The sequence below is a fragment of the Curtobacterium sp. MCPF17_046 genome, from assembly GCF_003224295.1.
Classification (GTDB): Bacteria; Actinomycetota; Actinomycetes; order Actinomycetales; family Microbacteriaceae; genus Curtobacterium.
The window spans coordinates 19,611-44,881 of record NZ_QKLB01000005.1; the positions used below are offsets into that span (position 1 = coordinate 19,611).

30 protein-coding genes, 2 tRNA genes and 1 riboswitch are annotated in these 25,271 nt (G+C 71.6%); of the genes, 18 read left to right on the top strand and 14 right to left on the bottom strand.

Features of this window, described 5'->3' with window-relative positions:
* Positions 1 to 34 precede the first annotated feature (34 nt).
* The 4 genes from DEJ32_RS06100 to DEJ32_RS06115 all read left to right on the top strand — a co-directional run bounded on the left by DEJ32_RS06100 (position 35) and on the right by DEJ32_RS06115 (position 4,365).
* Positions 35 to 364 (top strand): hypothetical protein, encoded by a 330-nt coding sequence (locus DEJ32_RS06100; protein WP_110824005.1) that lies wholly within the window; start codon positions 35 to 37, stop codon positions 362 to 364.
* A 100-nt stretch (positions 365 to 464) separates the two neighbouring features.
* Positions 465 to 576: riboswitch (TPP riboswitch) on the top strand.
* A gap of 6 nt (positions 577 to 582) precedes the next feature.
* Positions 583 to 1,212 (top strand): ECF transporter S component, encoded by a 630-nt coding sequence (locus DEJ32_RS06105; protein WP_110824006.1) that lies wholly within the window; start codon positions 583 to 585, stop codon positions 1,210 to 1,212.
* Positions 1,209 to 3,716, top strand: coding sequence for an ATP-binding cassette domain-containing protein (locus DEJ32_RS06110; protein ID WP_181420596.1), 2,508 nt, complete (start codon positions 1,209 to 1,211; stop codon positions 3,714 to 3,716). Before DEJ32_RS06105 ends, DEJ32_RS06110 begins: the two co-directional genes overlap by 4 nt.
* A complete protein-coding gene (locus DEJ32_RS06115; RefSeq protein ID WP_258368912.1) occupies positions 3,709 to 4,365 on the top strand; it encodes an ATP-binding protein in 657 nt (218 codons plus the stop codon). The genes DEJ32_RS06110 and DEJ32_RS06115 overlap by 8 nt, the downstream gene beginning before the upstream one ends.
* 69 nt (positions 4,366 to 4,434) lie before the next feature.
* Here DEJ32_RS06115 and DEJ32_RS06120 read toward each other — a convergent pair whose 3' ends face one another.
* The 5 genes from DEJ32_RS06120 to DEJ32_RS16175 all read right to left on the bottom strand — a co-directional run bounded on the left by DEJ32_RS06120 (position 4,435) and on the right by DEJ32_RS16175 (position 7,435).
* Positions 4,435 to 4,779, bottom strand: a complete 345-nt coding sequence (locus DEJ32_RS06120) for a metallopeptidase family protein (RefSeq protein WP_110823752.1) — start codon at positions 4,777 to 4,779, stop codon at positions 4,435 to 4,437.
* Between the two features lie 147 nt (positions 4,780 to 4,926).
* Positions 4,927 to 5,002: transfer RNA gene (locus DEJ32_RS06125), tRNA-His, on the bottom strand.
* Between the two features lie 73 nt (positions 5,003 to 5,075).
* Positions 5,076 to 5,726 (bottom strand): oligoribonuclease, encoded by a 651-nt coding sequence (orn, locus tag DEJ32_RS06130; RefSeq protein WP_110900648.1) that lies wholly within the window; start codon positions 5,724 to 5,726, stop codon positions 5,076 to 5,078.
* 36 nt (positions 5,727 to 5,762) lie between these two features.
* Entirely contained in the window at positions 5,763 to 7,004 is a 1,242-nt protein-coding gene (locus DEJ32_RS06135; protein ID WP_110900649.1) for an MFS transporter, read from the bottom strand.
* Positions 7,001 to 7,435, bottom strand: a complete 435-nt coding sequence (locus tag DEJ32_RS16175; RefSeq protein WP_181420597.1) for a MarR family winged helix-turn-helix transcriptional regulator — start codon at positions 7,433 to 7,435, stop codon at positions 7,001 to 7,003. The genes DEJ32_RS06135 and DEJ32_RS16175 overlap by 4 nt, the downstream gene beginning before the upstream one ends.
* Before the next feature lie 84 nt (positions 7,436 to 7,519).
* Between DEJ32_RS16175 and DEJ32_RS16180 the strand changes: the two genes are divergently transcribed.
* From DEJ32_RS16180 to DEJ32_RS06155, 4 genes are all read left to right on the top strand, one after another.
* Positions 7,520 to 7,810, top strand: a complete 291-nt coding sequence (locus tag DEJ32_RS16180; RefSeq protein ID WP_110823756.1) for a hypothetical protein — start codon at positions 7,520 to 7,522, stop codon at positions 7,808 to 7,810.
* Positions 7,811 to 7,957: 147 nt separating this feature from the next.
* Positions 7,958 to 8,221, top strand: coding sequence for a thioredoxin family protein (locus DEJ32_RS06145; protein ID WP_110824008.1), 264 nt, complete (start codon positions 7,958 to 7,960; stop codon positions 8,219 to 8,221).
* A 184-nt stretch (positions 8,222 to 8,405) separates the two neighbouring features.
* The gene (locus tag DEJ32_RS06150; RefSeq protein WP_110900651.1) at positions 8,406 to 8,966 is read left to right on the top strand and encodes an AAA family ATPase; all 561 of its coding nucleotides are present in this window, start codon (positions 8,406 to 8,408) and stop codon (positions 8,964 to 8,966) included.
* A 14-nt stretch (positions 8,967 to 8,980) separates the two neighbouring features.
* Positions 8,981 to 9,053: transfer RNA gene (locus DEJ32_RS06155), tRNA-Arg, on the top strand.
* A 57-nt stretch (positions 9,054 to 9,110) separates the two neighbouring features.
* Here the strand turns inward: DEJ32_RS06155 and DEJ32_RS06160 are convergent.
* Positions 9,111 to 10,205: a hypothetical protein gene (locus DEJ32_RS06160; protein WP_110900652.1), complete on the bottom strand. Its 1,095-nt coding sequence runs from the start codon at positions 10,203 to 10,205 to the stop codon at positions 9,111 to 9,113.
* Positions 10,206 to 10,297: 92 nt separating this feature from the next.
* A complete protein-coding gene (locus DEJ32_RS06165; RefSeq protein ID WP_110823762.1) occupies positions 10,298 to 10,564 on the bottom strand; it encodes a hypothetical protein in 267 nt (88 codons plus the stop codon).
* A gap of 154 nt (positions 10,565 to 10,718) precedes the next feature.
* Here DEJ32_RS06165 and msrA point away from each other — a divergent pair, with 154 nt between their 5' ends.
* The 5 genes from msrA (at position 10,719) to DEJ32_RS06190 (ending at position 14,580) form a co-directional block, all read left to right on the top strand.
* A complete protein-coding gene (msrA, locus tag DEJ32_RS06170; RefSeq protein ID WP_110900653.1) occupies positions 10,719 to 11,246 on the top strand; it encodes a peptide-methionine (S)-S-oxide reductase MsrA in 528 nt (175 codons plus the stop codon).
* A gap of 37 nt (positions 11,247 to 11,283) precedes the next feature.
* On the top strand, positions 11,284 to 11,505 hold the full coding sequence (locus DEJ32_RS06175; RefSeq protein WP_258365732.1) for a methyltransferase: 222 nt from the start codon (positions 11,284 to 11,286) through the stop codon (positions 11,503 to 11,505).
* Positions 11,506 to 11,641: 136 nt separating this feature from the next.
* A complete protein-coding gene (locus DEJ32_RS06180; protein ID WP_110900654.1) occupies positions 11,642 to 12,292 on the top strand; it encodes a single-stranded DNA-binding protein in 651 nt (216 codons plus the stop codon).
* 114 nt (positions 12,293 to 12,406) lie between these two features.
* A complete protein-coding gene (ettA, locus tag DEJ32_RS06185; RefSeq protein ID WP_110823765.1) occupies positions 12,407 to 14,092 on the top strand; it encodes an energy-dependent translational throttle protein EttA in 1,686 nt (561 codons plus the stop codon).
* Positions 14,093 to 14,097: 5 nt separating this feature from the next.
* Entirely contained in the window at positions 14,098 to 14,580 is a 483-nt protein-coding gene (locus DEJ32_RS06190; protein ID WP_110890249.1) for a thioesterase family protein, read from the top strand.
* A gap of 65 nt (positions 14,581 to 14,645) precedes the next feature.
* On the opposite strand, the gene DEJ32_RS06195 is transcribed toward DEJ32_RS06190, so the two are convergent.
* The 3 genes from DEJ32_RS06195 to DEJ32_RS06205 form a co-directional block, all read right to left on the bottom strand.
* Positions 14,646 to 15,506: an acyl-CoA thioesterase II gene (locus tag DEJ32_RS06195; protein ID WP_110890248.1), complete on the bottom strand. Its 861-nt coding sequence runs from the start codon at positions 15,504 to 15,506 to the stop codon at positions 14,646 to 14,648.
* Positions 15,503 to 15,910 carry a hypothetical protein gene (locus DEJ32_RS06200; protein WP_110900655.1) on the bottom strand — a complete coding sequence of 136 codons (408 nt, stop codon included), beginning with the start codon at positions 15,908 to 15,910 and terminating at the stop codon, positions 15,503 to 15,505. The genes DEJ32_RS06195 and DEJ32_RS06200 overlap by 4 nt, the downstream gene beginning before the upstream one ends.
* Before the next feature lie 121 nt (positions 15,911 to 16,031).
* Positions 16,032 to 16,499 (bottom strand): Hsp20/alpha crystallin family protein, encoded by a 468-nt coding sequence (locus tag DEJ32_RS06205; protein WP_110823769.1) that lies wholly within the window; start codon positions 16,497 to 16,499, stop codon positions 16,032 to 16,034.
* A 162-nt stretch (positions 16,500 to 16,661) separates the two neighbouring features.
* On the opposite strand from DEJ32_RS06205, the gene DEJ32_RS06210 reads away from it, so the two are divergent.
* Positions 16,662 to 17,363 (top strand): hypothetical protein, encoded by a 702-nt coding sequence (locus tag DEJ32_RS06210; protein WP_110900656.1) that lies wholly within the window; start codon positions 16,662 to 16,664, stop codon positions 17,361 to 17,363.
* Positions 17,364 to 17,443: 80 nt separating this feature from the next.
* Here the strand turns inward: DEJ32_RS06210 and DEJ32_RS06215 are convergent, their stop codons facing one another.
* The 3 genes from DEJ32_RS06215 to pepN form a co-directional block, all read right to left on the bottom strand.
* A complete protein-coding gene (locus DEJ32_RS06215) occupies positions 17,444 to 17,923 on the bottom strand; it encodes a globin (protein WP_110823771.1) in 480 nt (159 codons plus the stop codon).
* Complete coding sequence (locus tag DEJ32_RS06220; RefSeq protein WP_110823772.1) at positions 17,920 to 18,990, bottom strand: mechanosensitive ion channel family protein; 1,071 nt, start codon at positions 18,988 to 18,990, stop codon at positions 17,920 to 17,922. The genes DEJ32_RS06215 and DEJ32_RS06220 overlap by 4 nt, the downstream gene beginning before the upstream one ends.
* 76 nt (positions 18,991 to 19,066) lie before the next feature.
* On the bottom strand, positions 19,067 to 21,646 hold the full coding sequence (pepN, locus tag DEJ32_RS06225) for an aminopeptidase N (protein ID WP_110900657.1): 2,580 nt from the start codon (positions 21,644 to 21,646) through the stop codon (positions 19,067 to 19,069).
* Positions 21,647 to 21,768: 122 nt separating this feature from the next.
* Here pepN and DEJ32_RS06230 point away from each other — a divergent pair, with 122 nt between their 5' ends.
* Positions 21,769 to 22,419: a DsbA family protein gene (locus tag DEJ32_RS06230; protein WP_284180705.1), complete on the top strand. Its 651-nt coding sequence runs from the start codon at positions 21,769 to 21,771 to the stop codon at positions 22,417 to 22,419.
* An 86-nt stretch (positions 22,420 to 22,505) separates the two neighbouring features.
* On the opposite strand, the gene DEJ32_RS06235 is transcribed toward DEJ32_RS06230, so the two are convergent.
* Positions 22,506 to 23,024 carry a GNAT family N-acetyltransferase gene (locus DEJ32_RS06235; RefSeq protein ID WP_110900659.1) on the bottom strand — a complete coding sequence of 173 codons (519 nt, stop codon included), beginning with the start codon at positions 23,022 to 23,024 and terminating at the stop codon, positions 22,506 to 22,508.
* On the opposite strand from DEJ32_RS06235, the gene DEJ32_RS06240 reads away from it, so the two are divergent.
* From DEJ32_RS06240 to DEJ32_RS06250, 3 genes are all read left to right on the top strand, one after another.
* Entirely contained in the window at positions 23,023 to 23,676 is a 654-nt protein-coding gene (locus DEJ32_RS06240) for an XRE family transcriptional regulator (RefSeq protein WP_110900660.1), read from the top strand. The two genes, DEJ32_RS06235 and DEJ32_RS06240, sit on opposite strands and share 2 nt — an antisense overlap.
* Positions 23,677 to 23,743: 67 nt before the next feature.
* Complete coding sequence (locus tag DEJ32_RS06245; protein ID WP_110823777.1) at positions 23,744 to 24,232, top strand: ribose-5-phosphate isomerase; 489 nt, start codon at positions 23,744 to 23,746, stop codon at positions 24,230 to 24,232.
* 19 nt (positions 24,233 to 24,251) lie between these two features.
* The gene (locus tag DEJ32_RS06250; protein WP_110900661.1) at positions 24,252 to 25,265 is read left to right on the top strand and encodes an Fpg/Nei family DNA glycosylase; all 1,014 of its coding nucleotides are present in this window, start codon (positions 24,252 to 24,254) and stop codon (positions 25,263 to 25,265) included.
* The last annotated feature ends 6 nt before the right edge of the window (positions 25,266 to 25,271 follow it).

Sequence of the window (25,271 nt, forward strand, 5' to 3'; positions counted from 1 at the left end):
GGACAGCCAGTGGCCGCGGAGTAGCGTCACCGCCATGACCAACATCGTCACGCAGATCGCAGACAAGGTGCGGCCCGTCGGCGTCGCCTCGAACTACGGCGACCCGGTGGACGTCGGGGACAGCACGCTGATCCCCGTCTCCGTCAACTGGTACGGCTTCGGCGGCGGCTCCGACGCCGACGAGGACGGCGCCGGTGGCGGTGGCGGCGGGGCCGTCTCGCTCCCCGTCGGCGCGTACGTCCGCCGTCCCGGCCAGGACCTCGCGTTCGAGCCGAACCTCATCTCGCTCCTCACCGTGAGCATCCCGGTCATCTGGGTCACGGGCAAGGTGCTCGCGAAGCTCATCCGTGCGCTGAAGAAGTGACGGACTGACCGGACGACGACCGGGAGGCACGGTGCGGACCCGCACCGTGCCTCCTGTCCGTCTGCGGTCGCGTCCCGCGTCCACATCGCCACTACACTGGCGGGACACACACGGGAGTCCGGGTCCACCGGGCTGAGAGGGAGCGAACGGCGCTCCGACCGTCGAACCTGATCCGGATCATGCCGGCGCAGGGAGGAGTCCAGGTCATGCCTGCTGTCATGCAGTCTGCTGTCCCGTCCACCACGCCCACCCGCTCACTGCGGTGGCGGGTCGTGGACATCGTCGTCGCGAGCGTCCTCGCCGTCGCGATCGGCGTCGTCTTCAAGCTGTGGGAGTTCGGCTACGAGCCGATCAGCGCCGCCAGCGCGCTCGTGCTCCCCGGCACCCAGTCGCTCTTCGGCGGCGTCTGGCTGCTCGCCGGTCCGATCGTCGCGATCGTCGTGCGGAAGCCCGGCGCGGCTCTGTACGCCGAGATGGTCGCGGCGTCGGTCGAGGCCCTGCTCGGCACGCAGTGGGGGTGGCTCACGCTCGAGGCCGGGCTCGTGCAGGGCCTCGGCGCCGAGCTCGTCCTCGCGCTCTTCCTGTACCGCGTGTACCGGCTGCCGGTCGTCGTCCTCGCCGGGGCCGCTGCGGGACTCGCGCTCGGCGTCAACGACTCGTTGCTCTGGTACGCGGGGCTCGACGCCGGCTTCAAGGTCGTCTACGTGATCTGCGCCGTCATCTCCGGTGCCGTCATTGCCGGACTCGGCTCGTGGCTCATCGTCCGCGCCCTCGCCGCCACCGGCGTGCTCTCGTCGTTCGCCGCGGGCCGCGAGCACACCAAGCGTGCGGCTCGCGCCTCGGCGTGACGTCCGCACCGTCCGCCGTCGCCGGGCCCCTGTCCGACACCACGGCGTCCGCGGCACGGATCACCTTCCGCGACTGGGGGTGGCGGTACGCGTCCCGTGAGCGGTGGGCCGTGCGCGGGGTGGACCTGACCGTCGAGCCCGGCGAACGCGTCGCGGTCGTCGGGCCCTCCGGTGCCGGCAAGTCCACCCTGCTCCGGGCCGTCGCGGCCGTGCTGCCCGACGAACCCGACCCGGACGACGACACCGCCGCCGCGGTCCAGGGCGAAGTGCTCGTCGACGGGGTCGCACCGGGCAGCGCCCGCGGGCGGGTCGGGCTCGTCATGCAGGACCCCGAGGCGCACACCGTGATGTCCCGAATCGGCGACGACGTGGCCTTCGGGTGCGAGAACACCGGGGTCCCGCCGGAGGAGATCTCGCCGCGGGTCCGCGCTGCGCTCGACGTCGTGGGGCTGGACCTCCCGCTCGACCGGTCCACCGCGGCGATGTCGGGCGGGCAACGGCAGCGGTTGGCGCTCGCCGGGGTGCTCGCGATGCGCCCGGGTGCCCTCGTGCTCGACGAACCGTGCGCGAACCTCGACCCGGACGGGGTCGCGCAGGTGCACGACGCCGTCCGCGCCGTGCTCGACGAGACCGGCGCCACACTCCTGGTCGTCGAACACCGGATCGGCACCTGGCTCGACCTGGTCGACCGCCTGGTGCTGCTCGAACCGGCCGGCGGCGTGGTGGCCGACGGGCCCCCGGCCGAGGTGCTCGCCGCACACGGACCGGCGCTCACCGCGGCCGGCGTCTGGGTGCCGGGCAGCGAACCCGCACCCGGCTCCGCACGACACCGTGCGGCCCAGAGCGTCACCGCGGACCGGCAGGGAGGCACGGATCGCCTCGTCGCATCGGCCCTCGGCACGGCGCGGGGCCGGGGACCCCGCATCGGCAGCGGGATCGACCTCTCCGTGCGTGCCGGGCAGGTCATCGCGGTCACCGGACCGAACGGCGTGGGCAAGTCCGCGCTCGGACTGACCCTCGGTGGGCTCCTCCGACCCGCCGCGGGCTCCGTGCACGCAACCGCGGCACTGCGGGGCGACGCGGCCGAGGACCCGTCGGCGTGGTCGAGCCGCGAGCTCGCCGCCCGGATCGGCACCGTCTTCCAGGACCCCGAACACCAGTTCATCGCGCGGACCGTCCGGGAGGAACTCGCCGCCGGTCCGCGTGCCGTCGGCCGGTCGGACGTGGACGCCCGGGTCGACCGGGTGCTCGCCGACTTCGACCTGGCGCACCTCGCCGACCAGCACCCGTTCACCCTGTCCGGTGGCGAGCAGCGCCGGCTCGCGATCGGGGCCGTCATCGCCGCCGAGCCGCCCGTGCTCGTGCTCGACGAACCGACCTCGGGGCAGGACCGGGCGACGTGGCAGGCCGTGGTCGACCGGCTCGGCGAACTGGCGGACGGCGGGACCGCGGTCGTCGCCGTGACGCACGACCGTGACCTCGTGCGGGCGCTCGACGCGGTGGAGGTCGTCCTCGGGTCCGACGGCGTGCGCGCTGCGGTGGCGGACGAGCACGACGGACCGCCGCACGTGGCGCCGGCCGCGTCGGCCGCGACCGTATCGGCCGGCACCGGATCGGCCGCCCGGACCGACGCGGTCACGTCGACCGCGTCGACCCGCTCGGCGGACGAGCGCAGCAGCACGGGCCGCGAGCGCACCCGCGCGACGACCGCCGGGGCCGCGGCCGGACCGCCCGTGCGGGCCGAGCCTCCCGTCCGGCCCCGCGGGATCCGCGGTGTGCAGCCGGTGGCGTCGCTGCTCGGCGTCCTGGCGCTCGGCCTGTGCCTCGTGCTCAGCCTGGACGTCGTGTCCGCCGCGGTCGCGCTCGGACTCGAGGTGGTCCTGCTCCCGCTCCTGCGGATCCCGCCGCGGACGTTCCTGCTGCGGACCGCACCGCTGCTCGCAGCGGTGCCACTGACAGCCGTGAGCATCGCCCTGTACGGCCGGCCGTCCGGGCGCGAATGGTTCGACGTCGGCTTCGCGCACGTGACCGACGGATCGCTGACCCTCGCACTGGCGACCGCGCTGCGCGTGCTCGCGGTGGGGCTGCCGGCGATCGCGCTGTTCGTGCGGGTGGACCCGACCGACCTGGCCGACGGGCTCGCCCAGCTGCTCCGGTTGCCCGCGCGCTTCGTGCTCGGCGCGCTCGCGGCGATCCGGATGACGACCCTGCTCGGCGACGACTGGCGGCAGCTCGGCAACGCACGGCGGGCCCGGGGCGTGGCCGACACCGGGCGGCTGCGGCGCGGAGCGTCCATGGCGTTCGCGCTGCTCGTGCTGGCGCTCCGGCGGGCGACGACGCTCGCGGTGGCGATGGAGTCGCGCGGGTTCGGTGCGCCCGGACGGCGGACGTGGGCGCGGAGCGTCCGGTTCGCCGGACCGGAGTGGGCGATGGTCGGGGTGCTCGTCGGCATCGGCGCCGTCGCGGTCGCCGTGGCGGTGGCGGCGGGGACGTGGCGTGTCTGACGAGCTGACCGGTCACACGACCGACCCCGCGGCGGTCGTCGCCGACGTGGTGGCACGCATCCGCGTCGCGGTGGCGGGCGGGGTCGGCGGTGGTCTGGTCGGAGGCGGCGACGGGGGCGACGGTCGTGCTCCCGGTTCCGGTGGGGACGGCCTCGGTCCGGACGGTGACGGTGCCGACGGCCGTGGGCGGGTGGTGGTGCTCGTCGACGGGCGGTCGGGAACGGGCAAGACCACGCTCGGGAACGCCCTCGCGGTCGCACTCCGAGCGCAGGTGGTGCACCTCGACGACGTCTACCCCGGGTGGGACGGTCTGCGCGCGGCCGCGGACGCCGTCGTGACGGACGTGCTCGGCGCGCCGTCCGGGTACCGCTCGTGGGACTGGCAGGCGGACCGACCGGCCGCGTGGCGCACGGTCGACCCCGATGCGCCACTCGTCATCGAGGGGTGCGGGGCGCTCTCCCGCGCATCCGCTCCGCTGGCCACCGTGCGGCTGTGGCTCGAGGCCGACGACGCCGTGCGGTGGGACCGGGCGATCGGTCGGGACGGCGCCACGTTCGAACGCGAGTGGGCGCGGTGGGCAGACCAGGAGGACGCGTTCATCCGGACGGAGCAGCCGGCAGCGCTCGCGGACGTGGTGCTGCGGACCTGACCGCGGGTGCGCATGTCCGCGGGGCCGTGGGGCCGCGGCCACGCGGGCGGTCTCCCGGGCCTCCGGGACCTACGCCCAACCGAGCTCGTGCAGCCGCTCGTCGTCGATGCCGTGGAAGTGGCCGATCTCGTGCACGAGCGTGGTGTGCACCTCGTCCTTGAGCTCGTCGAGCGTGTCGCACTCCGCCAGGTGCTGCTTCCGGAAGACGACGATCCGGTCAGGCAGCTCGCCGAAGCCGTACTGCCCGCGCTCGGTCGCCGCGACGCCGTCGTACACGCCGAACAGGTCGGAGCCGTCCTCGGGTTCGTCCTCGACGACGAACACGACGTTGTCCAGGCCGTCGACCATCTCGTCCGGCAGCTGGTCGAGCTCGTCGGTCACGAGCTGCTCGAAGTCCTCGGGCGACATCTCCATCACGGGAGCGATCGTGACACACGAGGCCGGGGGAGAGCTGGTCGCCCGGTCCTTCGACCCCTCGGGACCGGGAGACGTGCAGAAGGCCCCCGTCCACCGGACGGGGGCCTTCGTGACGCGTTCCGCTCGACGGAGCGTGTGCGCTGTTGGGGTGAGTAACGGGGCTTGAACCCGCGACCTCCTGGACCACAACCAGGCGCTCTACCAGCTGAGCTATACCCACCATGTGTCGGTCCGGCGAGCCGGAGCAACCACTCGATTGTAGTACATCCGAGCGCCTGCCCGGACCACGATCGCTACTCGGCGGGTGCCGGGCTCGGCTGCGGGGCCAAGCGGGGCTCCCACTTCGCCACGACCTCGGCCGCGATGGCCTTGACGTCGTCGCTCGCCGGCCCGGGCTCCGGTGTGAAGCCGGCACGGCGGTAGTACTCGAGCTCGCGGATCGACTCGAGGATGTCCGCGAGGGCACGGTGCCCGCCGTGCTTCGCCGGGGAGTTGAAGTACACGCGCGGGAACCAGCGACGGCAGAGCTCCTTGATGCTCGACACGTCCACGCTCCGGTAGTGCAGGTGGCTGTCGATGCGGGGCATGTACTTCGCCAGGAACGCGCGGTCGGTGCCGATCGTGTTGCCGGCCAGGGGCGCGGTGCCCTCGGCCGGGACGTGGGCGAGGATGTACTCGAGCACCTGGTACTCGGCGTCGGCCAGGGACACCCCGTTCGGGATCTCCTCGATCAGGCCGGAGGTCGTGTGCATGTTCGTCACGAACTCGTTCATGTTGTCCAAGGCCGACTGGTCCGGCTTGATCACGATGTCGAACCCGGGGTGCACCGGGTTGAGGTCGAAGTCCGTGACGACGACCGCGACCTCGACGAGCTCGTCGACGGCGACGTCGAGTCCCGTCATCTCACAGTCGATCCAGACGAGACGGTCATTCCCTGCAGACATGCCCCGATCCTACTTCCGTGCTCCGACGCCCCGGGACTAGGCCATCTCGCCGGCCGAGATCGCCTCGGCTTCGACGCGCTCGGGCTCGGCCCCGTCGTCCACGCGGCGCAGCACCTTCGTGGTGAGCACGACGACCAGGAACGCGATCGCCACGGACACACCGGCGAAGACGTAGGCGGCACTCGGCGAGTACGCGTCGGCGAGCAGCGTCGCGACGGGCGGTGCGATCGCGCCGCCGATGAAGCGGACGGCGGAGTAGGCGCTGGACGCGACGGAGCGGGGCAGGTCGGTCGCCTCCATGACGCACTCCGTCAGGACGGTGTTGAGGACGCCGAGGACGAGCCCGCCGATCACGACGCAGACGATGAGCCCGGCCTGCGACCGCACGAGGACGGCCGCGGCGAACAGGTCGAGCGCGAGCAGCGGCAGCGCGAGCTTGAGGACGCTCGTGCGGCGCATGCGCGCGGTGAGCATCGGGGCGACCCACACCGAGGTGATCGCGAGCCCGACACCCCAGCCGAAGAACGTGAACCCGATGCCGAGCGCCCCGAACCCGAGGGGGAACGGCGTGTAGGCGAGGAGCACGAAGAAGCCGATGTTGTAGAACAGCGCGGTCGCGGCGAGGGCTGCGAGTGCGGGGCGGCCGAGGGCCCGGAACGGGGCGGAGAGCTTCGTCGGGGTCGGCTTCTCGAGCATCCCGGGCTTCAGCAGCACGAGGATGGCGATGAACGCGACGGCCATCAGCGTGGTCACGCCGAAGAACGGTCCGCGCCAGCTGACCGACCCGAGCAGGCCGCCGACGAGCGGGCCGACCGCGATGCCGAGACCGAGCGCGGCCTCGTACAGGATGATCGCGGAGGCGGTGCCACCGGCGGCGGCGCCGACGATCGTGGCGAGCGCGGTGGAGATGAACAGGGCGTTCCCGAGGCCCCATCCGGCGCGGAAGCCGATGATCGTCCAGACGTCGTTCGACACGGCGGCGAGCACCGAGAAGAGCACGATGAGGGCGAGCCCGGTCATCAGGGTCTTCTTCGCCCCGATCCGGCTCGACACCCAGCTGGTGAAGAACATCGCGACGCCGGTCACGGCGAGGTAGCTCGTGAAGAGCAGCTCGGTCTGCGCGGGGGTGGCGTGCAGGGACTCGGCGATCGCGGGGAGGATCGGGTCGACGAGGCCGATGCCCATGAAGGCGACGACGCACGCGAAGGCGATGGCCCACACCGCCGAGGACTGCTTGAGGATCGAGCCGGACTGCCCGGCGGGAGCGTGCGCGTTCACGCGGTGGTCTCCGTTCTGGCCCTCGCTGCGATGAGGGCCGATGCGTGGTGCAGGACGTCCCAGTCGTCGTCGCCCAGGTCCTCGAAGAGGGGGCCGACGGTGCTGGTGAGGGCGGCTCGCCAGGCGACGAGTCGCTCGCGGCCGGCGTCGGTGATCTGGATGAGCTGCCCGCGGGAGTCGTCGGGGTCGACGGTCCGGGCGATCAGCCCATCGGCGGTCATGCCGGCGACCAGGCGGGTCATGGTCGGCTGGGACACCCGCGACGCCGTGGCCAGTTCGCCGAGCCGGAGGGCTTCCTCGGTCTCGAGGATGCCGAGCGTCCGCCAGACGGCGGTGGACGTGGTGTGCCCCGTGGCCTGGAGTGCCGACCGGATGAGCCGGTTGACCGAGACGAGGAGCGTCTCGAGCGTCTCGTCCCGATTTGGTTTCACCGTGAAACTGTATAGCAGGGCTATGGATCTGGCAACCGCGCGGGTGCTGGACCGTGCCACCTCCGGCGCTGGTAGAAGGGATGCATGAGCGACATCACGATCCACGAGGGCGACGAGTTCACCGCCATCTTCCACGGGGGCCCGTTCGACGGGACCACGGACACCCGCACGGCCACGAGCGACGCGCTGGACGACGAGGTGACGGTGTTCGCGGACGTCGAGGGCCTCCAGACCGCCTTCACCTACAAGTCCACGGGCTCGCGCCAGGTGCTCGACCAGATCTCGGTCGACTACACCTTCGCGCCCGACGAGTCGGACCCGGTCGACGACCTGCAGGACCGCGGCGACCGCAGCGGCGAGTTCGACCGCGAGTAGCGGTCATCAGCAGCCCCGGTCGTCCGCGACGGCCGGGGCTGCGTGCTGCCGGGGCCGGACGCGGTCCGCCCGCCGCCCGCCGGTCCCGGTCCCGGTCCGACCGGTCGATCGGGAGTGCACCGGAGCCGTCACACGTTGGAGGACGTCATGCAGGTCGATCTCTGGACGTCCGCGTTCTGCGCGCCGTGCGCCGCCGCCCGACGCGTGGTCGGCGACGCCGCCCGACTCGTGCCGGGGCTCGCCGTCACCGAACGGGACGCCGCCGCCGAGCCCGACGTCGTCGAGGAGCTCGGCATCCGCTCCACGCCCACCGTCGTCGTCCGACGGGACGACGGCACCGAGGTCTTCCGGTCAGCGGGCGTCCCGACCCGCGACCAGTTCCTCGTCGCGGTGGCGAAGGCGCTCGACTGACACCGGCCGCACCCCGGTGACGACCGGCTCCACCGGGCGCCGCAGCGCCCGGAGTGCCGGCCGGCGGAGCCCTCTCACCGCGCGGACGGGTGTCCCGATCGACATCGCCACGGCGCGACACCACGTCGGGGCCGGCACCGCAGATCGCCGGGGCCGGGCTCGACACCTCGTCTATGGTCGAGGGATGCTCGGTGCCGACGACGTCCTCGACCCGCCGCCTCGACGCGTCCTCGTGGCGGGGACCGCAGGCGTCGGCAAGACCACCACCGCCCGACGCATCGCGCAGGCCGTCGGTGCTCCACACACCGAGATCGACGCGCTGTACCACGGGCCCGGGTGGACGGTCCGGCCGACCTTCGCGCAGGACGTCGACGCGTTCACGGCCGCACCGGTATGGATCACCGAGTGGCAGTACCGGTCGGTGCGGGCGCTCCTCGTCGACCGAGCGGACACCCTGGTGTGGCTGGACCTCCCGAAGCCGGTGGCGTTCTGGCGACTGCTCCGGAGGACCGTCCGACGACGGCTCCGGCGCATCGAGCTGTGGAACGGGAATGTCGAGCCGCCGTTGTGGACGGTCGTCACCCGGCGCGAGCACATCCTCCGGTGGGGGATCGCGACCCGGAACGAGACCCGCAAGCGGGTGGCGGCGCTCGCCGACTCGACTCCACACCTCCGCGTCGTGCGGCTGCGCTCACAGCGGGACGTCGAGCGGTTCGTCCACCGCCTGCTGGCCGGCACCGAATAAGATCGTCGGCGTCCGCCTCCGTAGCTCAGTGGATAGAGCAGGTGGTTTCTACCCACCGTGCCGCGGGTTCGATTCCTGCCGGGGGCACCGACGACGAAGGCCGCCACCCCGTCCGGGTGGCGGCCTCCGTCATGCTGTCACGGGTCAGTCCTCGTCGGTGTCCGCGCGTCGACGCAGTTCGCTCGCACTGACCGGGTTCGCGTACGACGCCCCCGGCCCGGCGTCGGCAATGTCGCCCTGGGTACCAGCACCCTGGTCCTCACGATCGCCGGCCGGGGCGCGGTCGTCGCGAGCGGCGGGCAGGTCGTTCCGTGTGGGCTGCTCGTTCCGCTGCTCGTCCCGCAGGACGGGGGATCGGTCGGCGGACCCGGGGCGGCCCGCGGCGTCGATGCGGACGTCGTCGACCACGTCGTCGTTGTCCGCATCGCGGGAAGCCGACCACCCGGGCGTCGTGGCGGCCGGTGCCGGGGTGGCGGCCCGGAACGCGGGGGAGCCGAGCGACGGGCGGATCGGGGTCGTCTCGCCGTCGGAGTAGGGCCGGGTGACGTTGTCCGAGATCGGCACGGTCGCGTCCTGGCCGTTCGCCGGGGCGGAGGCGGCGGGGGCCGACGGGGTCACGCTGGGCTGTGCCGGGCGGAGGGACGTCGTCGTCGGCGTGGGTGCCGGCTCGGGAGCCCGGGAGGAGTCGACCTTGTCCGCGTTCCACTCCTGCTGCCGCTTGATGAGGTCGGCGTCCGGGTCGGGTGTGTCGAACTTCCACCGCTCCAGGTCGCTCTTGAAGAGCTTGCGCGTCCGGTTGGGGCGGGCCTGCCACTCGAGCATCCGGTCGCGGAACTCGGCGAGGGCGTTGTCCGCGTGGGAGGTGAAGGTCGAGGAGTTCTTCTTGATGTCGGCGATCTCGTGCTTCGCCCAGTCCGCGGCGACCGGTGCTCCGGCGATCGGGAGCAAGCGCAGGCGGATGTCGGCGTCCTCGGCCAGGTGGTCCGCGTAGGCGCGCTCGTCGTGACCGAGCGACCCCCAGCTGGCTGCCTTCCGCGCCGCCGAGACGAGGCCGGCGACGGCAGCGTTCCTCGCCTCGCGCTCCTGGTGGGCCACGACGCGCTTGGCGGCTCCGCGGCCGATCAGCGCCGCGATGACGCCCGCCACGATGATCGCGACGAAGGGGATGACCGCCCCCGACAGCACGCGCCAGCCCGTGTCGGACGAGGTCCAGTCGATCAGGTCGTTCCACCACTGCATGCGCGTACCGTACTTCCGGATCGGTCAGGTCCCGGGGACGACAGGCGGACGGGGCGGACATCCGCTCCACCCCGTGCCGCCGTGCGCGACCGTCACCAGCGGAGGGTGTCGACCGCGTCCTCGGCGTTCCACACGTTCGGGAGCTCGACGAACCGTCGCTCGGCAGCCACGTAGCGACGTGCGCGGTAGGCGGTGCCACCGGCCACGTCGACGCGGTCGACGTAGCCCACGATCTCCCCGTTCGCCCGCGTGACGCGGCTCAGGTCGTCACGGACGTCGAGGATGCGGAGGTCGCCTCGCGACCGCGCCGTCGGGCGGGGCGAGTGGATGCTGAGCCGGGCGTCCGTCGTGGACTGCATGTGGGCCTCCTGGTCGTGTGATCTAGGACGACCGTACGACCGACCACCGACACGCCGGAGGCGCCGGAACAGGGTGGGGAACACCGCCGAGCGCCGCCGTGTTGTGGAGGACAGTCCAGTACCGCGCTCTCCGGAGCCAGGAAGGTAGGTCCCCATGACCACGTTCGTCCTCGCCGGTGGTTGCTTCTGGTGTCTCGACGCCGTCTACCGCACGCTCCAGGGCGTGCAGGACGTCGTGTCCGGGTACACCGGCGGCAGCGACCCGCACCCGACCTACGAGCAGGTGTGCACCGGCACCACCGGCCACGCCGAGGCGGTCGCCGTCACCTTCGACGAGTCGGTCCTCCCGGCGGACGTCGTCCTCGACGTCTTCTTCACCCTCCACGACCCGCGGCAGCTGAACCGTCAGGGAGCCGACGTCGGCACGCAGTACCGCTCCGCGATGTTCCCGGCGGACGACGAGCAGCGTGCGCTGTTCGAGCGGGCGATCGAACGCGCGTCCGACATGTGGGACGGCGAGGTCGTCACGACGCTCGAGCCGCTCGGGGCGTTCCACCGCGCCGAGGAGTACCACCAGGACTTCTTCGCGAAGAACCCGGGTCAGGGCTACTGCCTCGCCGTCGCGCTGCCCAAGGTGAACAAGGTGCGCAAGGCGTACGGTCAGTACATCCTGGCGTCCTGACGGAGGGGCGCCGGGGCCACGAGGAGGTGGTCGGACGATGACGAACGACACGATGCCGGACACGACGACGGAGACCTGGGTGGCCGTCGGTCCGGCCGGTGCGGTGGGCACGATCCACCGCGCGGCGGACGGGTTCCGGGTCGAGCTCTACGGACGACGCGGTCCGGGCGGGACGTACCCGTCGCTCCAGTCGGCCAAGGGCGCGGTCCACAAGGCGATGGGTCCGCTCGCGGACCGGCCCGAGTTCCACGCGCACTGACCGAGGGGCCGCTGACGCGGCTCCCGACCGGGAGGCCCGGATCACCTTCCCTCCACAGGGACCGTGATCCGGGCCTCGCGTCCACAGTTCGACGACGCGCCACGGTCGGAGCGGCCCCCCGATCGACGATCGGTGCATGAACGACACGATCACGGTCTGCGGCATCATCGCCACCGAACCCCGACACCTCGTCACCGAGACGGGTGTCGCCATCACGAGCATGCGTCTCGCCTCGCCGTCGCGCCGCTGGGACCGCAGGACGTCCAGCTGGGTCAACGGCCCCACGAACTGGTACACGGTCACGGCGTTCCGGTCGCTCGCGGCCAACGTGCACAAGTCCGTGAAGAAGGGCGACCGCATCGTCGTCACCGGACGCGTCCGGATCCGGAACTGGGAGCGCGACGGGCGGGGCGGCACCTCCGTCGAGATCGACGCCGACGCGCTCGGCCACGACCTCGCCTGGGGCATCAGCAACTGGATCCGCGTCCCGCGCCACGTCGGCGATGTGCAGACCACCACCGCACCGGGCCCGGACGTCGACCCCCGGACGGGCGAGGTCGGCCCGGACGACCCCGACGCGGACCTGCACGACGACGGCCCGGTCGCGCACGCGACCGAGTCCGTCGAGCACGTGCGCGGACACGGCGACCACGGTGACGACGTGCTCGCCGGACCCCTCGAGGACGCGTCGTACGACGCGGGAGAGGTCGGCGTGCACGACACCGTGGCGCGCGGCGACGGCCCCGTGTCTCCCGACGAGCTGTTCCCGGGGCAGGAGCCCGGATGACGCCGCGACCGTCGCCACGGCGTCCTGGGCACCACCGACCGCGACGACACCGACCGCGACGACACCGCGAGCGGGGCAGCGCTGGCCGCGTCGGATCGGTAGACTCGCTCCGATATGGCTGAGTACATCTACCAGATGGTCCGCGCCCGCAAGGCGGTCGGCGACAAGCTGATCCTCGACGACGTCACGATGTCGTTCCTCCCCGGCGCCAAGATCGGCGTCGTCGGACCGAACGGTGCGGGCAAGTCGACGATCCTGAAGATCATGGCGGGGCTCGACCAGCCGTCCAACGGCGAGGCGAAGCTGACCCCGGGCTTCACCGTCGGCATCCTCATGCAGGAGCCCGAACTCGACGAGACCAAGACGGTGCTCGAGAACGTGCAGGAGGGTGTCGGGGAGATCCACGGCAAGCTCGCGCGCTTCAACGAGATCTCGGCCGCGATGGCCGAGCCCGACGCGGACTTCGACGCGCTCCTCGCCGAGATGGGGACGCTGCAGGAGGAGATCGACGCGGCGGACGCGTGGGACCTCGACTCGCAGCTCGAGCAGGCGATGGCCGCGCTCCAGTGCCCCCCGGGGGACGAGCTCGTCACGCACCTGTCCGGTGGTGAGAAGCGCCGTGTCGCGCTCTGCAAGCTCCTGCTCCAGAAGCCCGACCTGCTCCTGCTCGACGAGCCCACCAACCACCTCGACGCCGAGAGCGTGCAGTGGCTCGAGCAGCACCTGCAGCAGTACCACGGTGCGGTCCTCGCCGTGACCCACGACCGGTACTTCCTCGACCACGTCGCGCAGTGGATCGCCGAGGTCGACCGCGGCCGGCTCTACCCGTACGAGGGCAACTACTCGACCTACCTCGAGAAGAAGCGCGCCCGACTCGAGGTCCAGGGCAAGAAGGACGCCAAGCTCGCCAAGCGCCTGTCGTCCGAGCTCGACTGGGTCCGCAGCAACGCGAAGGGCCGCCAGGCGAAGTCCAAGGCGCGTCTGGCCCGCTACGAGGAGATGGTCAACGAGGCCGAGCGCACGCGCAAGCTCGACTTCGAGGAGATCGTGATCCCCGTCGGTCCGCGCCTCGGGTCCCAGGTCATCGACGCCGAGCACCTCCACAAGCAGTTCGGTGAGCGCGTCATCATCGGCGACCTGTCGTTCACGCTGCCGCGGAACGGCATCGTCGGGGTCATCGGCCCGAACGGCGTCGGCAAGACCACGCTGTTCAAGACGATCGTCGGGCTCGAGCCCCTCGACGGCGGCCAGCTCAAGATCGGCGAGACGGTCGACATCTCCTACGTCGACCAGAGCCGCGGTGGCATCGACCCGAACAAGAACCTGTGGGAGGTCGTGTCCGACGGCCTCGACTACATCCAGGTCGGCAAGACCGAGATCCCGTCGCGCGCCTACGTGTCGCAGTTCGGGTTCAAGGGCCCGGACCAGCAGAAGCGTGCGGGCATCCTGTCCGGCGGTGAGCGCAACCGTCTGAACCTCGCGCTGACGCTCAAGCAGGGCGGCAACCTGCTGCTCCTCGACGAGCCCACGAACGACCTGGACGTCGAGACCCTCGGCAGCCTCGAGAACGCCCTCCTCGAGTACCCCGGTTGTGCCGTGGTCATCACGCACGACCGGTGGTTCCTCGACCGCATCGCGACGCACATCCTCGCGTGGGAGGGCCTGAACGAGGACGGCACGCCGATCTGGTACTGGTTCGAGGGCAACTTCGAGGCCTACGAGGAGAACAAGGTCGAGCGCCTCGGGGCCGACGCCGCGAAGCCCGGCCGCGCGACGTACCGCAAGCTCACGCGGGACTAGTCCCCGTGGCGAGACTGCACGCGCCGGTCCGCATCCGCTGGAGCGACATCGATGCCTACGGGCACGTCAACAACTCGGCGATGCTCCGGCTGCTCGAGGAAGCGCGCGTGCTGGCGTTCTGGGCGCCGGACCCCGACGAGGTCGACGAGTCGGGGTCCGCGCCGGAACCCGTGATCGACGGGCGCCCGGGCTCCGGGACGATGACGGTCATCGCGGCGCAGCGGCTCGAGTACCTCGCGTCCACGCCGTACTTCCGTCGGCCGCTCGACATCCAGCTGTGGATCGGGCGGATCGGCGGGGCCAGCCTGGACATCTCGTACGAGGTCTGGTCGCCCGTCGGACACGAGCCGGCGGAGCTGTACACGCGCGCCACCACGGCGCTCGTCCTCGTGGACGCGACGACCAACCGACCGCGACGGCTCACCGAAGCCGAGCGGGCGGCGTGCCAGCCGTACATCGAGCCGGCCGTGCAGTTCTCCCGGCCGTGACCCCGGTCCGGCGCTGACCGCTCCGCCGCACCAGAACAGGCCCCGCTCGTCGAGCGGGGCCTGTCTCACGCGACGGGGAGGCGCATCATGCCCTCCTGCGCGACGGTCGCCAGCAGCCGGCCGTCGCGGGAGAACATGCGACCGAGCGCCAGCCCCCGACCGCCCTGGGCGCTCGGCGACTCCTGCGCGTAGAGGACCCAGTCGTCCGCCCGGCCGTCGCGGTGCCACCACATCGCGTGGTCGAGGCTCGCGAGCTTCACGCCCGGGGTGCCCCACGCGACGCCGTGCCGACGCATGATCGGTTCGAGGAGGGACAGGTCGCTCGCGTAGGCCAGGACCGCGCGGTGCAGAGCGGGGTCGTCGGGTAGGTCGCCCTCGACCCGGAACCAGACCGCCTGGTGCGCGACGCGGGCGCCCTGCACGTCAAAGTAGACCGGACCGTCGACGTGCCGCAGGTCGATCGACCGCTCCGCCCAGGCCTGCGCCGTGGGGTGGTCGACCGCGCCCAGCACCGACGCCGCCGACGGGAGCGACTCCGGGTCGGGGACGTCCACCGGGAACGGGTCCTGGTGCTCCGCTCCGGCGTCCGGCACCTGGAAGGACGCGATCATCGAGAAGATCGGGAGACCGTTCTGGTACGCCTGCGCCCGTCGGGTCGCGAACGAGCGGCCGTCGTGGATGCGCTCCACACCGAAGGTGATCGGGACGTCGATCGCACCGGGGCGCAGGAAGTAGCCGTGGACGGAGTGGATGTCCCGGCCCTCGATGGTGGCCTGCGCCGCGACGATGCACTGCGCCAGCACCTGGCCGCCGAAGACCCGTCCTCCGGGGGACCAGTGGCTGGCACCGGTCAGGATCGTCTCCCGGGTGCTCGCTCCGGTGTCCTCGAGTCGCAGGGTCGTGAGGAAGTCGGGTTCGCGGATCACGCCGCCAGTCTACGAACGGGTCCCGGTGTGGCCGGGGAGGACGCGGGCGCACCCATCGCGGCACCGTGGGCGCCGACGCCCGACGGGGCCGGGTCCTCCTGCTCGGTGGCGTCGTCCGCGACGTCCGCGGAGACCGCCACCTGCGGGTCGACGAGCCCCGCCGCCGTCGGGGACGTCCGGAGCAGACTCCACGCCGCCACCGCGACGAGGGCTCCACCCACGCTGGCCACCCACGGGGTGAGCGCACGGGACCAGAGGTCGGGTGCGACGAGCCAGACGAGGTGGTTGGCGACGACCGAACCCGTTCCGCCCAGGAACAGGGCGAGACGAGGACGGAGGCTCGGGCCGGCCAGCAGCCCGGTGACGACGAGGACCGAGAGCAGTGCGTTGACGAGGTGTGGCATGGGCGGGACAGGAGGAAACGAGACGGGACGAGACGGGTGGGAACGACGGCTGTGCCATCGGGAGGCGGAGCGACGGGCCGACCCGCTGCGGGTCGGCCCGTCGCCCTCGGGGTGCGTGGGCTCAGCTGCCGGAGCCACCCTGACCGACCGCGAGCGGCTGCGCGCCGGCCGCGGAACCGGTGTCGGCACCGCTCGTGCTGACGGCGATCTTCCGGGGCTTCGACGACTCCTGCACGGGGATCGTGACGCTCAGCACGCCGTTGTCGTAGTGCGCGGCGATCCGCTCGACGTCGAGGCCGTCGCCGAGGGTGAGCTGACGGACGAACGAGCCGGGCTGGCGTTCCCGCGTGAGCCACTGCGCGCCGTCGGGAGCCCCGAGGGTGCGCTCGGCCCGGATGGTGAGGACCGATCCGTCGACGTCGATGTCGACCGATCCCGGATCGACTCCGGGCAGGTCGACGTCCATCACGTAGTGGTCGCCGGCGCGGTAGAGGTCCATCGGCATCGAGCGGGGCCCGGCTGCTGCTCCGCTGAGGAGGGATCCGGCGAGACGGTCCAGCTCGCGGAACGGATCGAAGGTCATGGCCATCTGAATCAACTCCTTCACTGAGTGCTTCGCGGTTGAGTCGCCGTGACTCAACTGCCATCCGTCCTAGCACTCGAACCCGAAGAGTGCCAAGAGTGGGCTCAGAGCTCGCTGAGGGCCGGACCAGGGAGCGTCAGGACGGTCGCGGCTAGGATCGACGGTGACATGAGCAGCTCGTTCACCCTTCCCGACGCCGCCTCGCTCGGTGACCTCCGCACCTACCTCGGACGAGCCGCTCGGATCGAGGACGGGTCCGTCCGGCTCATCGCCGACTCCGGTGTCCTGGCCGTCTACACGGCGATCCTCTACCCGCTCGGGCTGCTCGACGAACTGCCCACCGTGCTCGGTCTGCGCACGTTCGCCCTCACCCAGCCGGAGCACATCGACGTCGTGGTGCCGCTCCGCTCGTTCCAGGAGCGCCTGCGTCTGCTCGCGGAAGCGAACGACGTGGAGCACGCCGACGCAGCCGACCCGACCCGAGCGACCCCGATCGAGGTCGAGCTGCCGCTCGAGGTGCACACCGTGACCTGGGCTGCGATCTCCCCGCCCCGCGGCGGCTGGGTGCCCCTGCCCGACGTGTCGGCGGAACTGCTGCACCGTGCTGCGCGCCAGGGGATCGACGAGGTCGCCGCCTCCGTGCCGACGAGCTCGGGGGAGTCCATCGTCCGCCGCGTCCGTTCTGAGGTCTGGGGTCGGCCGATCCCGGACGTCGAGCACCTGCCGGCCGGCGCGGGCTTCGCCGCCGAGAGCCTCGGCTTCCTCGGGACCGAACCGGTCCGGCTGTTCGAGACGGGGCCGTGGAGCCGGCTGACGACCTCCCGGGGGCACGTGCTCGTGAAGCGGCGGGCCTGGACGCTCAGTTCTTGACGGACGGACGGGAGGCCCGTGGCGGGGTCGCCACGGGCCTCCCGTCCGTCGTTCCGCCGCGTCGGCGGCCGCCGCTCCCGTCAGTCGAACGCGTTCGTCATCGCGTGTGCCGCGCGGTCGAGGTACGCCCACAGTTCGGCCTCGTCGAGGGGCGCGAGGTCGAGTGACTCGACCGCGTCCTGCATGTGCTGGAGCCAGTGCTCGCGCGCCTCGGGGGTGATGCGGAACGGGTGGTGCCGCATCCGGAGCCGGGGATGGCCGCGCTGCTCGCTGTAGGTCGACGGGCCGCCCCAGTACTGCTGGAGGAACTGCGAGAGCCGCCAGACCGCACCGTCGAGGTCGTCTGCCGGGTACATCGGCCAGATCACCTCGTCCTGCTGCACGCCCTCGTAGAAGCGGCGGACCAGGCGGTCGAAGGTCGGGGCGCCGCCGATGCGGTCGAACAGGGAACCGCTCGCCGCAGCCCCGCCGAGTCCGACACGGAGCGTGACGGGCTGCGCGGGGACGCCCGGGGCCGGCTCACCCGTGGGGGGACCGAGGGGGATGGCGGGTCCGGTCATGGGGTGTCCTCAGGGTCATTGTCGTCGCCGGTCCGGATCGCCCGGCCCAGGATGTTCATCCGGCCGCGGCGGGCCCGCGGCGCGGGGGTGGGCACCGGCGCGGTGCGGACGGGACGGAGGCCGTTCACCGACGTGGCGTTCTCCCACCCCTCCGGCATGATCATGGCCATCGCCGGCAGGGTGACCCCGAGTTCGTCCACGCCGCGCTTGAGCCGCACGCGGAGTTCCCGTCCGACGACGTCGAGCTCCGACGCGCGGGTCTTCACGACCAGGCGGAACACCATGCCGGTGTCGGTGATCGACTGCAGGCCCCAGATCTCCGGTTTCTCGACGATGCGCTGCCGCCAGCGGGCCTCCTGGGACATGGTGACCGCGGCGTGCAGCAGGGCGTCCTGCACGGCGTCGATGTCGGTGTCGTACGGCACGGTGATGTCGACGAGGACACGGGACCAGCCCTGGGACAGGTTGCCGACGCGGAGGATCTGTCCGTTCGGCACGAACCAGAGGATGCCGTTCACGTCGCGGATCTGCATGACCCGGAGCCCGACGGACTCCACGACCCCGGTGGCCTGGCCGGTGTCGACGACGTCACCGACGCCGGCCTGGTCCTCGAGGATCATGAAGATGCCGGACAGGATGTCGCGGACGATGCTCTGCGCGCCCACTGCGAGGCCGGCGGCGACCACGGAAGCGCCACCGACGATGCCGACCGCCGCGGTCGGGAACACGGTCGAGATGATGATGGCGAAGGCGATCACGGCGACCACGACCGTCGCGAGGTTCTCGAGCACGCTGCCGAGCGTCCGGGTGCGCTGCACGACGCGGGCGGTCTGCAACGGGGAGGCCACCAGGGCCTGGGTGTCCGCAGCGCCCTGCCGCTTCTTGACGCCGTTGACGATGCGGTCGACGACCTGCTTGATGGTCCGGCGGAGCACGAGGCGGATGATGACCGCCGCGAGCAGGACGATCAGGATCGTGATCGGGACGTGCCAGGTGTCGACGAACTGGGTGAACGTGTTCGACGCCCACTTCGAGACGTCGTCGGTGGTGTCTGCTGCCGAGGTCATGTCCGGACGATGCTAAACGGCGAGGCTCCGACGCCCCTGGAGGAACGCCGGAGCCTCGCCACTGCTCCCATCGGGATCAGGCGTCGGCCGCCTGGACGCGGAGCGCACGCTCGGTGCCCGCGAGGTTCTCGCTGACGATCCGACGCAGTGCCGGGGTCTCCGGGTGCGCGTCGAGCCAGGCCCGGGCAGCGTCACGCAGTTCCGTCGACGCCAGCGGTGCCGGGTACAGGCCCGTCACGATCGTGTCGGCGATGTGGTAGCTGCGCTCGTCCCAGATCCGCGTGATGACCTCGAAGTAGCGCTGCACGAGACCCTCGAGCACGACCGGGGAGTTCACGTGCTGGAACCCGACGGTCGTCTGCCGCACGATGGCGTTCGGCGCGTCGTCCGTGTCGACGAGCGACGAGAACGCCGCGAGCTTGCCCTCGGCGGTGGGGATCGTCCCGCGAGCGCGGGCCGCGGCCTGCTCGCCCGAGGCGGTCCGGTCGGCGGCGAGCTCGGCGTCGATCTCGTCGTTGCCCGCGGCACCCGCGAGGACGAGGCCCTCGAGCAGCTCCCAGCGCAGGTCCGTGTCCACGACGAGCCCCTGCAGTGTGACCGATCCGTCACGCAGTCCCTGCAGCGTCGCCACGTGCTCGGGCGTCGACGGGATCTGCGCGAAGAACTTCACGAACTGGAACTGCGCGTCCGATCCGGACTCGGCCGACGAGGCCAGCTGCCACAGCGTGTCGCCGACGGTGCGCACGGTGGCGTCCGACTTCGACGGTGCGACGTAGTTGCGCGCCGCCAAGAGCAGCTGCGACAGCGTGGTGCGGATCGTCGTCGACTCGGTCTCGGTCGCGATGTTGCCGAGCACGAGGGTGACGTAGTCGCTGGCGGGGGACTCGGCGTCACGCGTGGCGTCCCAGACGGAACCCCAGACGATCGACCGGGCGAGCGGGTCCGCGATCGACGCCAGGTGCTCGATCGCCGTGCGCCGCGACTGCTCGTCGAGGCGGATCTTGGCGTACGCCAGGTCGTCGTCGTTGAGGAGCACGAGGTCGCCGCGGTGCACGCCGACCAGCTCGGGGACCTCGGTGCGGGCGCCGTCGACGTCGATCTCGACGCGGTGGACGCGGTCGAGCTTGCCGCCGGACGAGGCCGTGTCCGCGCCGAAGGGGGCCGACGGGTCGTTCGTGAAGGCGTACACGCCGATGGCCAGGCGGTGCGGTCGCAGCGTCGGGTGGTCCGACGGCGCCTCCTGCAGGACGGCGAACGAGGTGATGACGCCCTCGGCGTCGGTCTCGATCTCCGGGCGCAGGGTGTTCACGCCCGCCGTCTCCAGCCAGAGCTGCGACCACTCGGACAGGTCGCGGCCGCTGGTGGCCTCGAGCTCGACGAGCAGGTCCTTCAGCTCGGTGTTGGAGTGATGGTGCTTCCGGAAGTACGCCGCGACGCCCGCGAAGAACGCGTCGATGCCGACCCACGCGACGAGCTGCTTGAGGACCGAACCGCCCTTCGCGTAGGTGATGCCGTCGAAGTTGACCTGGACGTCCTCGAGGTCGTTGATCGTCGCGACGATCGGGTGCGTCGAGGGGAGCTGGTCCTGGCGGTAGGCCCAGGACTTCTCCATCGCCTGGAACGTCGTCCATGCGCCGGTCCACTCGGTGGCCTCAGCGGTCGCGATGGTGGAGGCCCACTCGGCGAACGACTCGTTCAGCCAGAGGTCGTTCCACCACTTCATCGTGACGAGGTCGCCGAACCACATGTGCGCGAGCTCGTGCAGGATCGTGACGACCCGGCGCTCCTTGATGGCGTCGGTGACCTTCGAGCGGAAGACGTAGGTCTCGGTGAAGGTGACCGCGCCCGCGTTCTCCATCGCGCCGGCGTTGAACTCCGGCACGAAGAGCTGGTCGTACTTCTCGAACGGGTAGGCGAAGTCGAACTTCTCCTCGAAGTACGCGAAGCCCTTCCGGGTCGTCTCGAAGACGTAGTCCGGGTCGAGGTACTCGGCCAGCGACCTGCGCGCGAAGACGCCGAGCGGGATGGTCCGACCGTCGCGGCTGGTGAGCTCGCTGCGGACGACCTCGTACGGGCCGGCGATGAGCGCGGTGATGTAGCTCGAGATGCGCGCGGTGGGCGGGAAGGTCCACGTGGCGTGGTCGCCGTCGACGTGCGGCTCCGGCGTCGGGGCGTTCGACACGACCTGCCAGCGCGCCGGCGCGGTCACGGTGAAGGAGAACTCGGCCTTGAGGTCCGGCTGCTCGAACACGGCGAACATCCGGCGGCTGTCCGGCACCTCGAACTGCGAGTACAGGTAGACCTCGTCGTCGACCGGGTCGACGAAGCGGTGCAGGCCTTCTCCGGTGTTCGTGTACAGCGCGTCGGCGACGACGACGAGTTCGTTCTGCTCCTGCAGGTCGGCGAGCTGGATGCGGACGCCGTCGTTCACCGCGTCGACGTCGAGCGCGGTGCCGTTCAATGTGACCGAGTGCACGGTCTTCGTGATGGCGTCGATGAACGTGCTGGCGCCGGGCGTGGCACTGAAGCGCACGCGGGTGGTGCTGCCGAAGGTCTCGGCTCCGCGGGTCAGGTCGAGCTCGACGTCGTACGTCTGCACGCTGACGATGCCGGCGCGTTCCTGGGCTTCGATTCGGGTGAGGTTCTCTCCGGGCACGGACGCTCCATCTTCGCTGCGGACGCGGACGATCGATGTCCGCGTGTCGGGGTCCCGGCCGGCGTCGTGCACCGGTGGGACGGCTCGGGACCAGCCTAGCGAGCGGGCGTACGCTGCGATCCGTGACCGACACGACTGTGGAGACGACCCCTGCGACCCGGACTGCTGTGGAGTTCTGGTTCGACCCGACCTGCCCCTGGGCATGGATGACGAGCCGCTGGGTGGGGGAGGTCGAGCGGCACCGCGACCTCGACGTCACCTGGAACGTGATGAGCCTGTTCGTCCTCAACGAGCACAAGGAGGACATGCCCGCCGAGTACCGCGAGGCCCTCGAGCGGAACCAGGTGTACGCGCGCCTGGTGACCGCCGCGAAGACCCGGCACGGCCAGGAGGTCGTCAAGCCGCTCTACGACGCGCTCGGCGAGCAGATCCACCACCGCCAGCAGAAGGACGCCGCGCAGGTCGTGCCGGCCGTGCTCGAGCAGCTCGACCTCGACGCCGACCTCGCCGACGCGGCCTGGACGGACGAGACCGACACCGCGATGCGTCAGAGCCACCGGAACGGCATCGAGCGCGTCGGCCAGGACGTCGGCACGCCCGTCATCGCCGTCGACGGCGTCGCGTTCTTCGGGCCGGTCATCTCCCCGGCGCCGAAGGGGCAGGAGGCGCTCGACCTCTGGGACGGTGTCGTCGCCGCAGCCCGCTACCCGGGCTTCTTCGAGCTCAAGCGCTCCCGCACGACCGGCCCGGTCTTCGACACCGTCGAGGACTGACCGCCCGGCCCGACGACCCGACGGGAGGCGCGGTGCGGGTCCGCACCGCGCCTCCCGTCCGTCGTCCCCCTGCGGGCATCGCCCGCTCAGGCCAGCGGCAACCGCATCAGGGTCAGGTCGAGCCAGCGGCCGGCCTTCCGGCCGACCTCGGGCACGACGGCCACGGTCTCGAACCCGAGCCGCTCGTGCAGGGCGATCGACCCGGCGTTCGTGCTGCAGATGCCGGCGATCATGACGTGTCGGCCCTCAGCCGTCGCGCGGGCCACCAGGGCGCGCATGAGCGTCGACGCCACGCCCCGGCCGCGGAATCCCTCGACGACGTAGACGCTGTGCTCGACGGTGTGGCGGTAGCCCTGGTGCGGCCGCCACTGCGAGTACGAGGCGTACCCGGCGACGACGCCGTCGACCTCGGCGACGACGACCGGCCAGCCGTCGCCCTGGCGTTCGGCGAGCCAGGTGTCGAACCACGCTCGGGGGTGCGGCTCCTCCTGCCAGATCGCGGTGGAGTGCAGGACGGCGTCGACGTGGAGACCGTGCACGACATCGAGGTCGGCGGGGGTGCAGTCGCGGATCGTGACCGCGTCCGTCGCATATGCTGTCGCCATGTCTCACATCGTAGACGAGCAGGAGGGCGCCGGCGCACTCCCGGGCGTCGTGACCTCCGAGGACCCCGACGACGCCGACCAGCGCCGCCTCGGGGAACGGCTGCAGCGCCTCCGCACCGAGCGCCGGTGGAGCCTGACCGAACTCGCCGACGAGTCCGGCGTTTCCCGCGCGATGATCAACCGCGTCGAGCGGGGCGTCTCCAGTCCCACCGCGACGATCCTCGGCCGCCTGTCCGGAGCGTTCGGCCTGACGGTCTCGCAACTCCTCGACGAGGCCCTCGAGCACGAGGTCCCGCGCTCCAGCGACCCGGACGAGGCCCGCGGGGTCCAGCGCGCCGCGTCCGCGGACTCCTGGACCGACCCGGAGACCGGGTACCGCCGCCGCCCGCTGTCGAGCGCCGACTTCCCGGCCGACGTGACCGAGGTGCGCCTTCCGGGTGGACGCGAGGTCGCGTACCCCGCCAGCGCCTACGCCTTCCTCCGGCACTGCATCTGGGTCGTAGAGGGGACGCTCGAACTCCAGGCCGGTGACACGACCAGCCGCCTCGGTGCCGGCGACCGCATCGAGCTCGGCGAACCCGCTGACGTCGTCTACCGGAACCCCGGCGACGAGCCGTGCCGGTACGTCGTGGTCGTCGTGCGGCACCGCTGACGGGAGGCCCGTCCGCCGTCCGCCGGACAGGTCCCGTCCGGCGTGGGCACAGGAATAGGATCGGTCCATGCGCATCCACCTCGGTACGGACCACGCCGGCCTCGAGTTCACCAAGACCCTCAGCGTCCACCTGACCGAAGCCGGCCACGAGGTCGTGGACCACGGACCGACCGAGTACGAGCCGCTCGACGACTACCCCTCGTTCTGCATCAACGCCGCGCACGCCGTCGTGCAGGACCAGCGCGCGGGCGTCCAGGCCCTCGGCGTCGTCTTCGGTGGTTCGGGCAACGGTGAGCAGATCGCCGCGAACAAGGTCGAGGGCATCCGCGCGGCCCTGGTGTGGAACGAGTCGACCGCGCTGCTCGCCCGCCAGCACAACGACGCGAACGTCATCTCGATCGGCGCGCGCCAGCACACCGAGGCAGAGGCGATCCGCTTCGTCGACCTCTTCATCGCCGAGCCGTTCTCGGGCGAGGAGCGCCACGCCCGCCGCATCGCGCAGCTCGCCGAGTACGAGACCACCGGGCACATCGCCGGCAAGCAGATCGACCAGTAGGGCCGAGTAGACAAGAGCAATGCCCGAGGGTCACTCCGTCCACCGCATCGCCCGCCAGTTCGAGCTGCACTTCGTCGGCCGGGTCTGCGAGGTCTCGAGCCCGCAGGGTCGGTTCGCCGCCGGAGCCGCGCAGCTCGACGGCCGGAAGATGATCGCCGCACGAGCCGTGGCGAAGCAGATGTTCCTCGAGTTCGAGGGCGACCTGTTCCTCCGCGTGCACCTCGGCCTGTACGGCGCGTGGGACTTCGCGGGTGAGATCTCGACCGACGCGACGATGCGGAGCGCGAAGGGGCGGATCGGGCAGACGAACCAGCGTGGCACGGTCGCGGAGGACGGAGACGCGGGCGACGACGCCGAGCACGTGCCCGACGACGACGGCGAGGACTCCCTCCGCTCCATCGGTGCCCCGCGGCGCTCCCGCTACCGGATGGCCGAGCAGGAGAAGGTCGAGGACCCGATCGAGGCCTTCCCGCCGGACCCGGTCGGGCAGGTGCGCGTGCGGATCCTCACCGAGACCGCCGTGGCGGACCTCCGCGGACCGACCGCCTGCGTGGTCGAGGACCCGGCCGGGGTGCAGCGTGCGCTCGACAAGCTCGGCCCGGACCCGATGAACGACGACGGGCCCGAGGCCGAGAAGGTCTTCGTGGACAACGTCCGGAAGCGCAACGTCGCGATCGGCCAACTGCTCATGGACCAGTCCGTCGTGAGCGGCATCGGCAACGTGTACCGGGCGGAGCTGTTGTTCCGGCAGCGCATCGACCCGTACAAGCCCGGGAAGGAGATCACCGTCAGGCAGGCGAAGGCGCTGTGGCAGGACTGGTCGAAGCTCCTGCACGACGGGGTCCGCATCGGGCAGATGATGACGATGGACGGCCTGACCGACGCCGAGTACCGGAAGGCGATGCGCTCCCGGGCCGACCGACACTGGGTGTACCACCGCGCGGGGGAGCCGTGCCGGGTGTGCGGCACCGAGATCCGCGTCGCCGACATGGCCGGCCGCAAGCTCTACTGGTGCCCCAAGGACCAGAAGTAGCCCCGC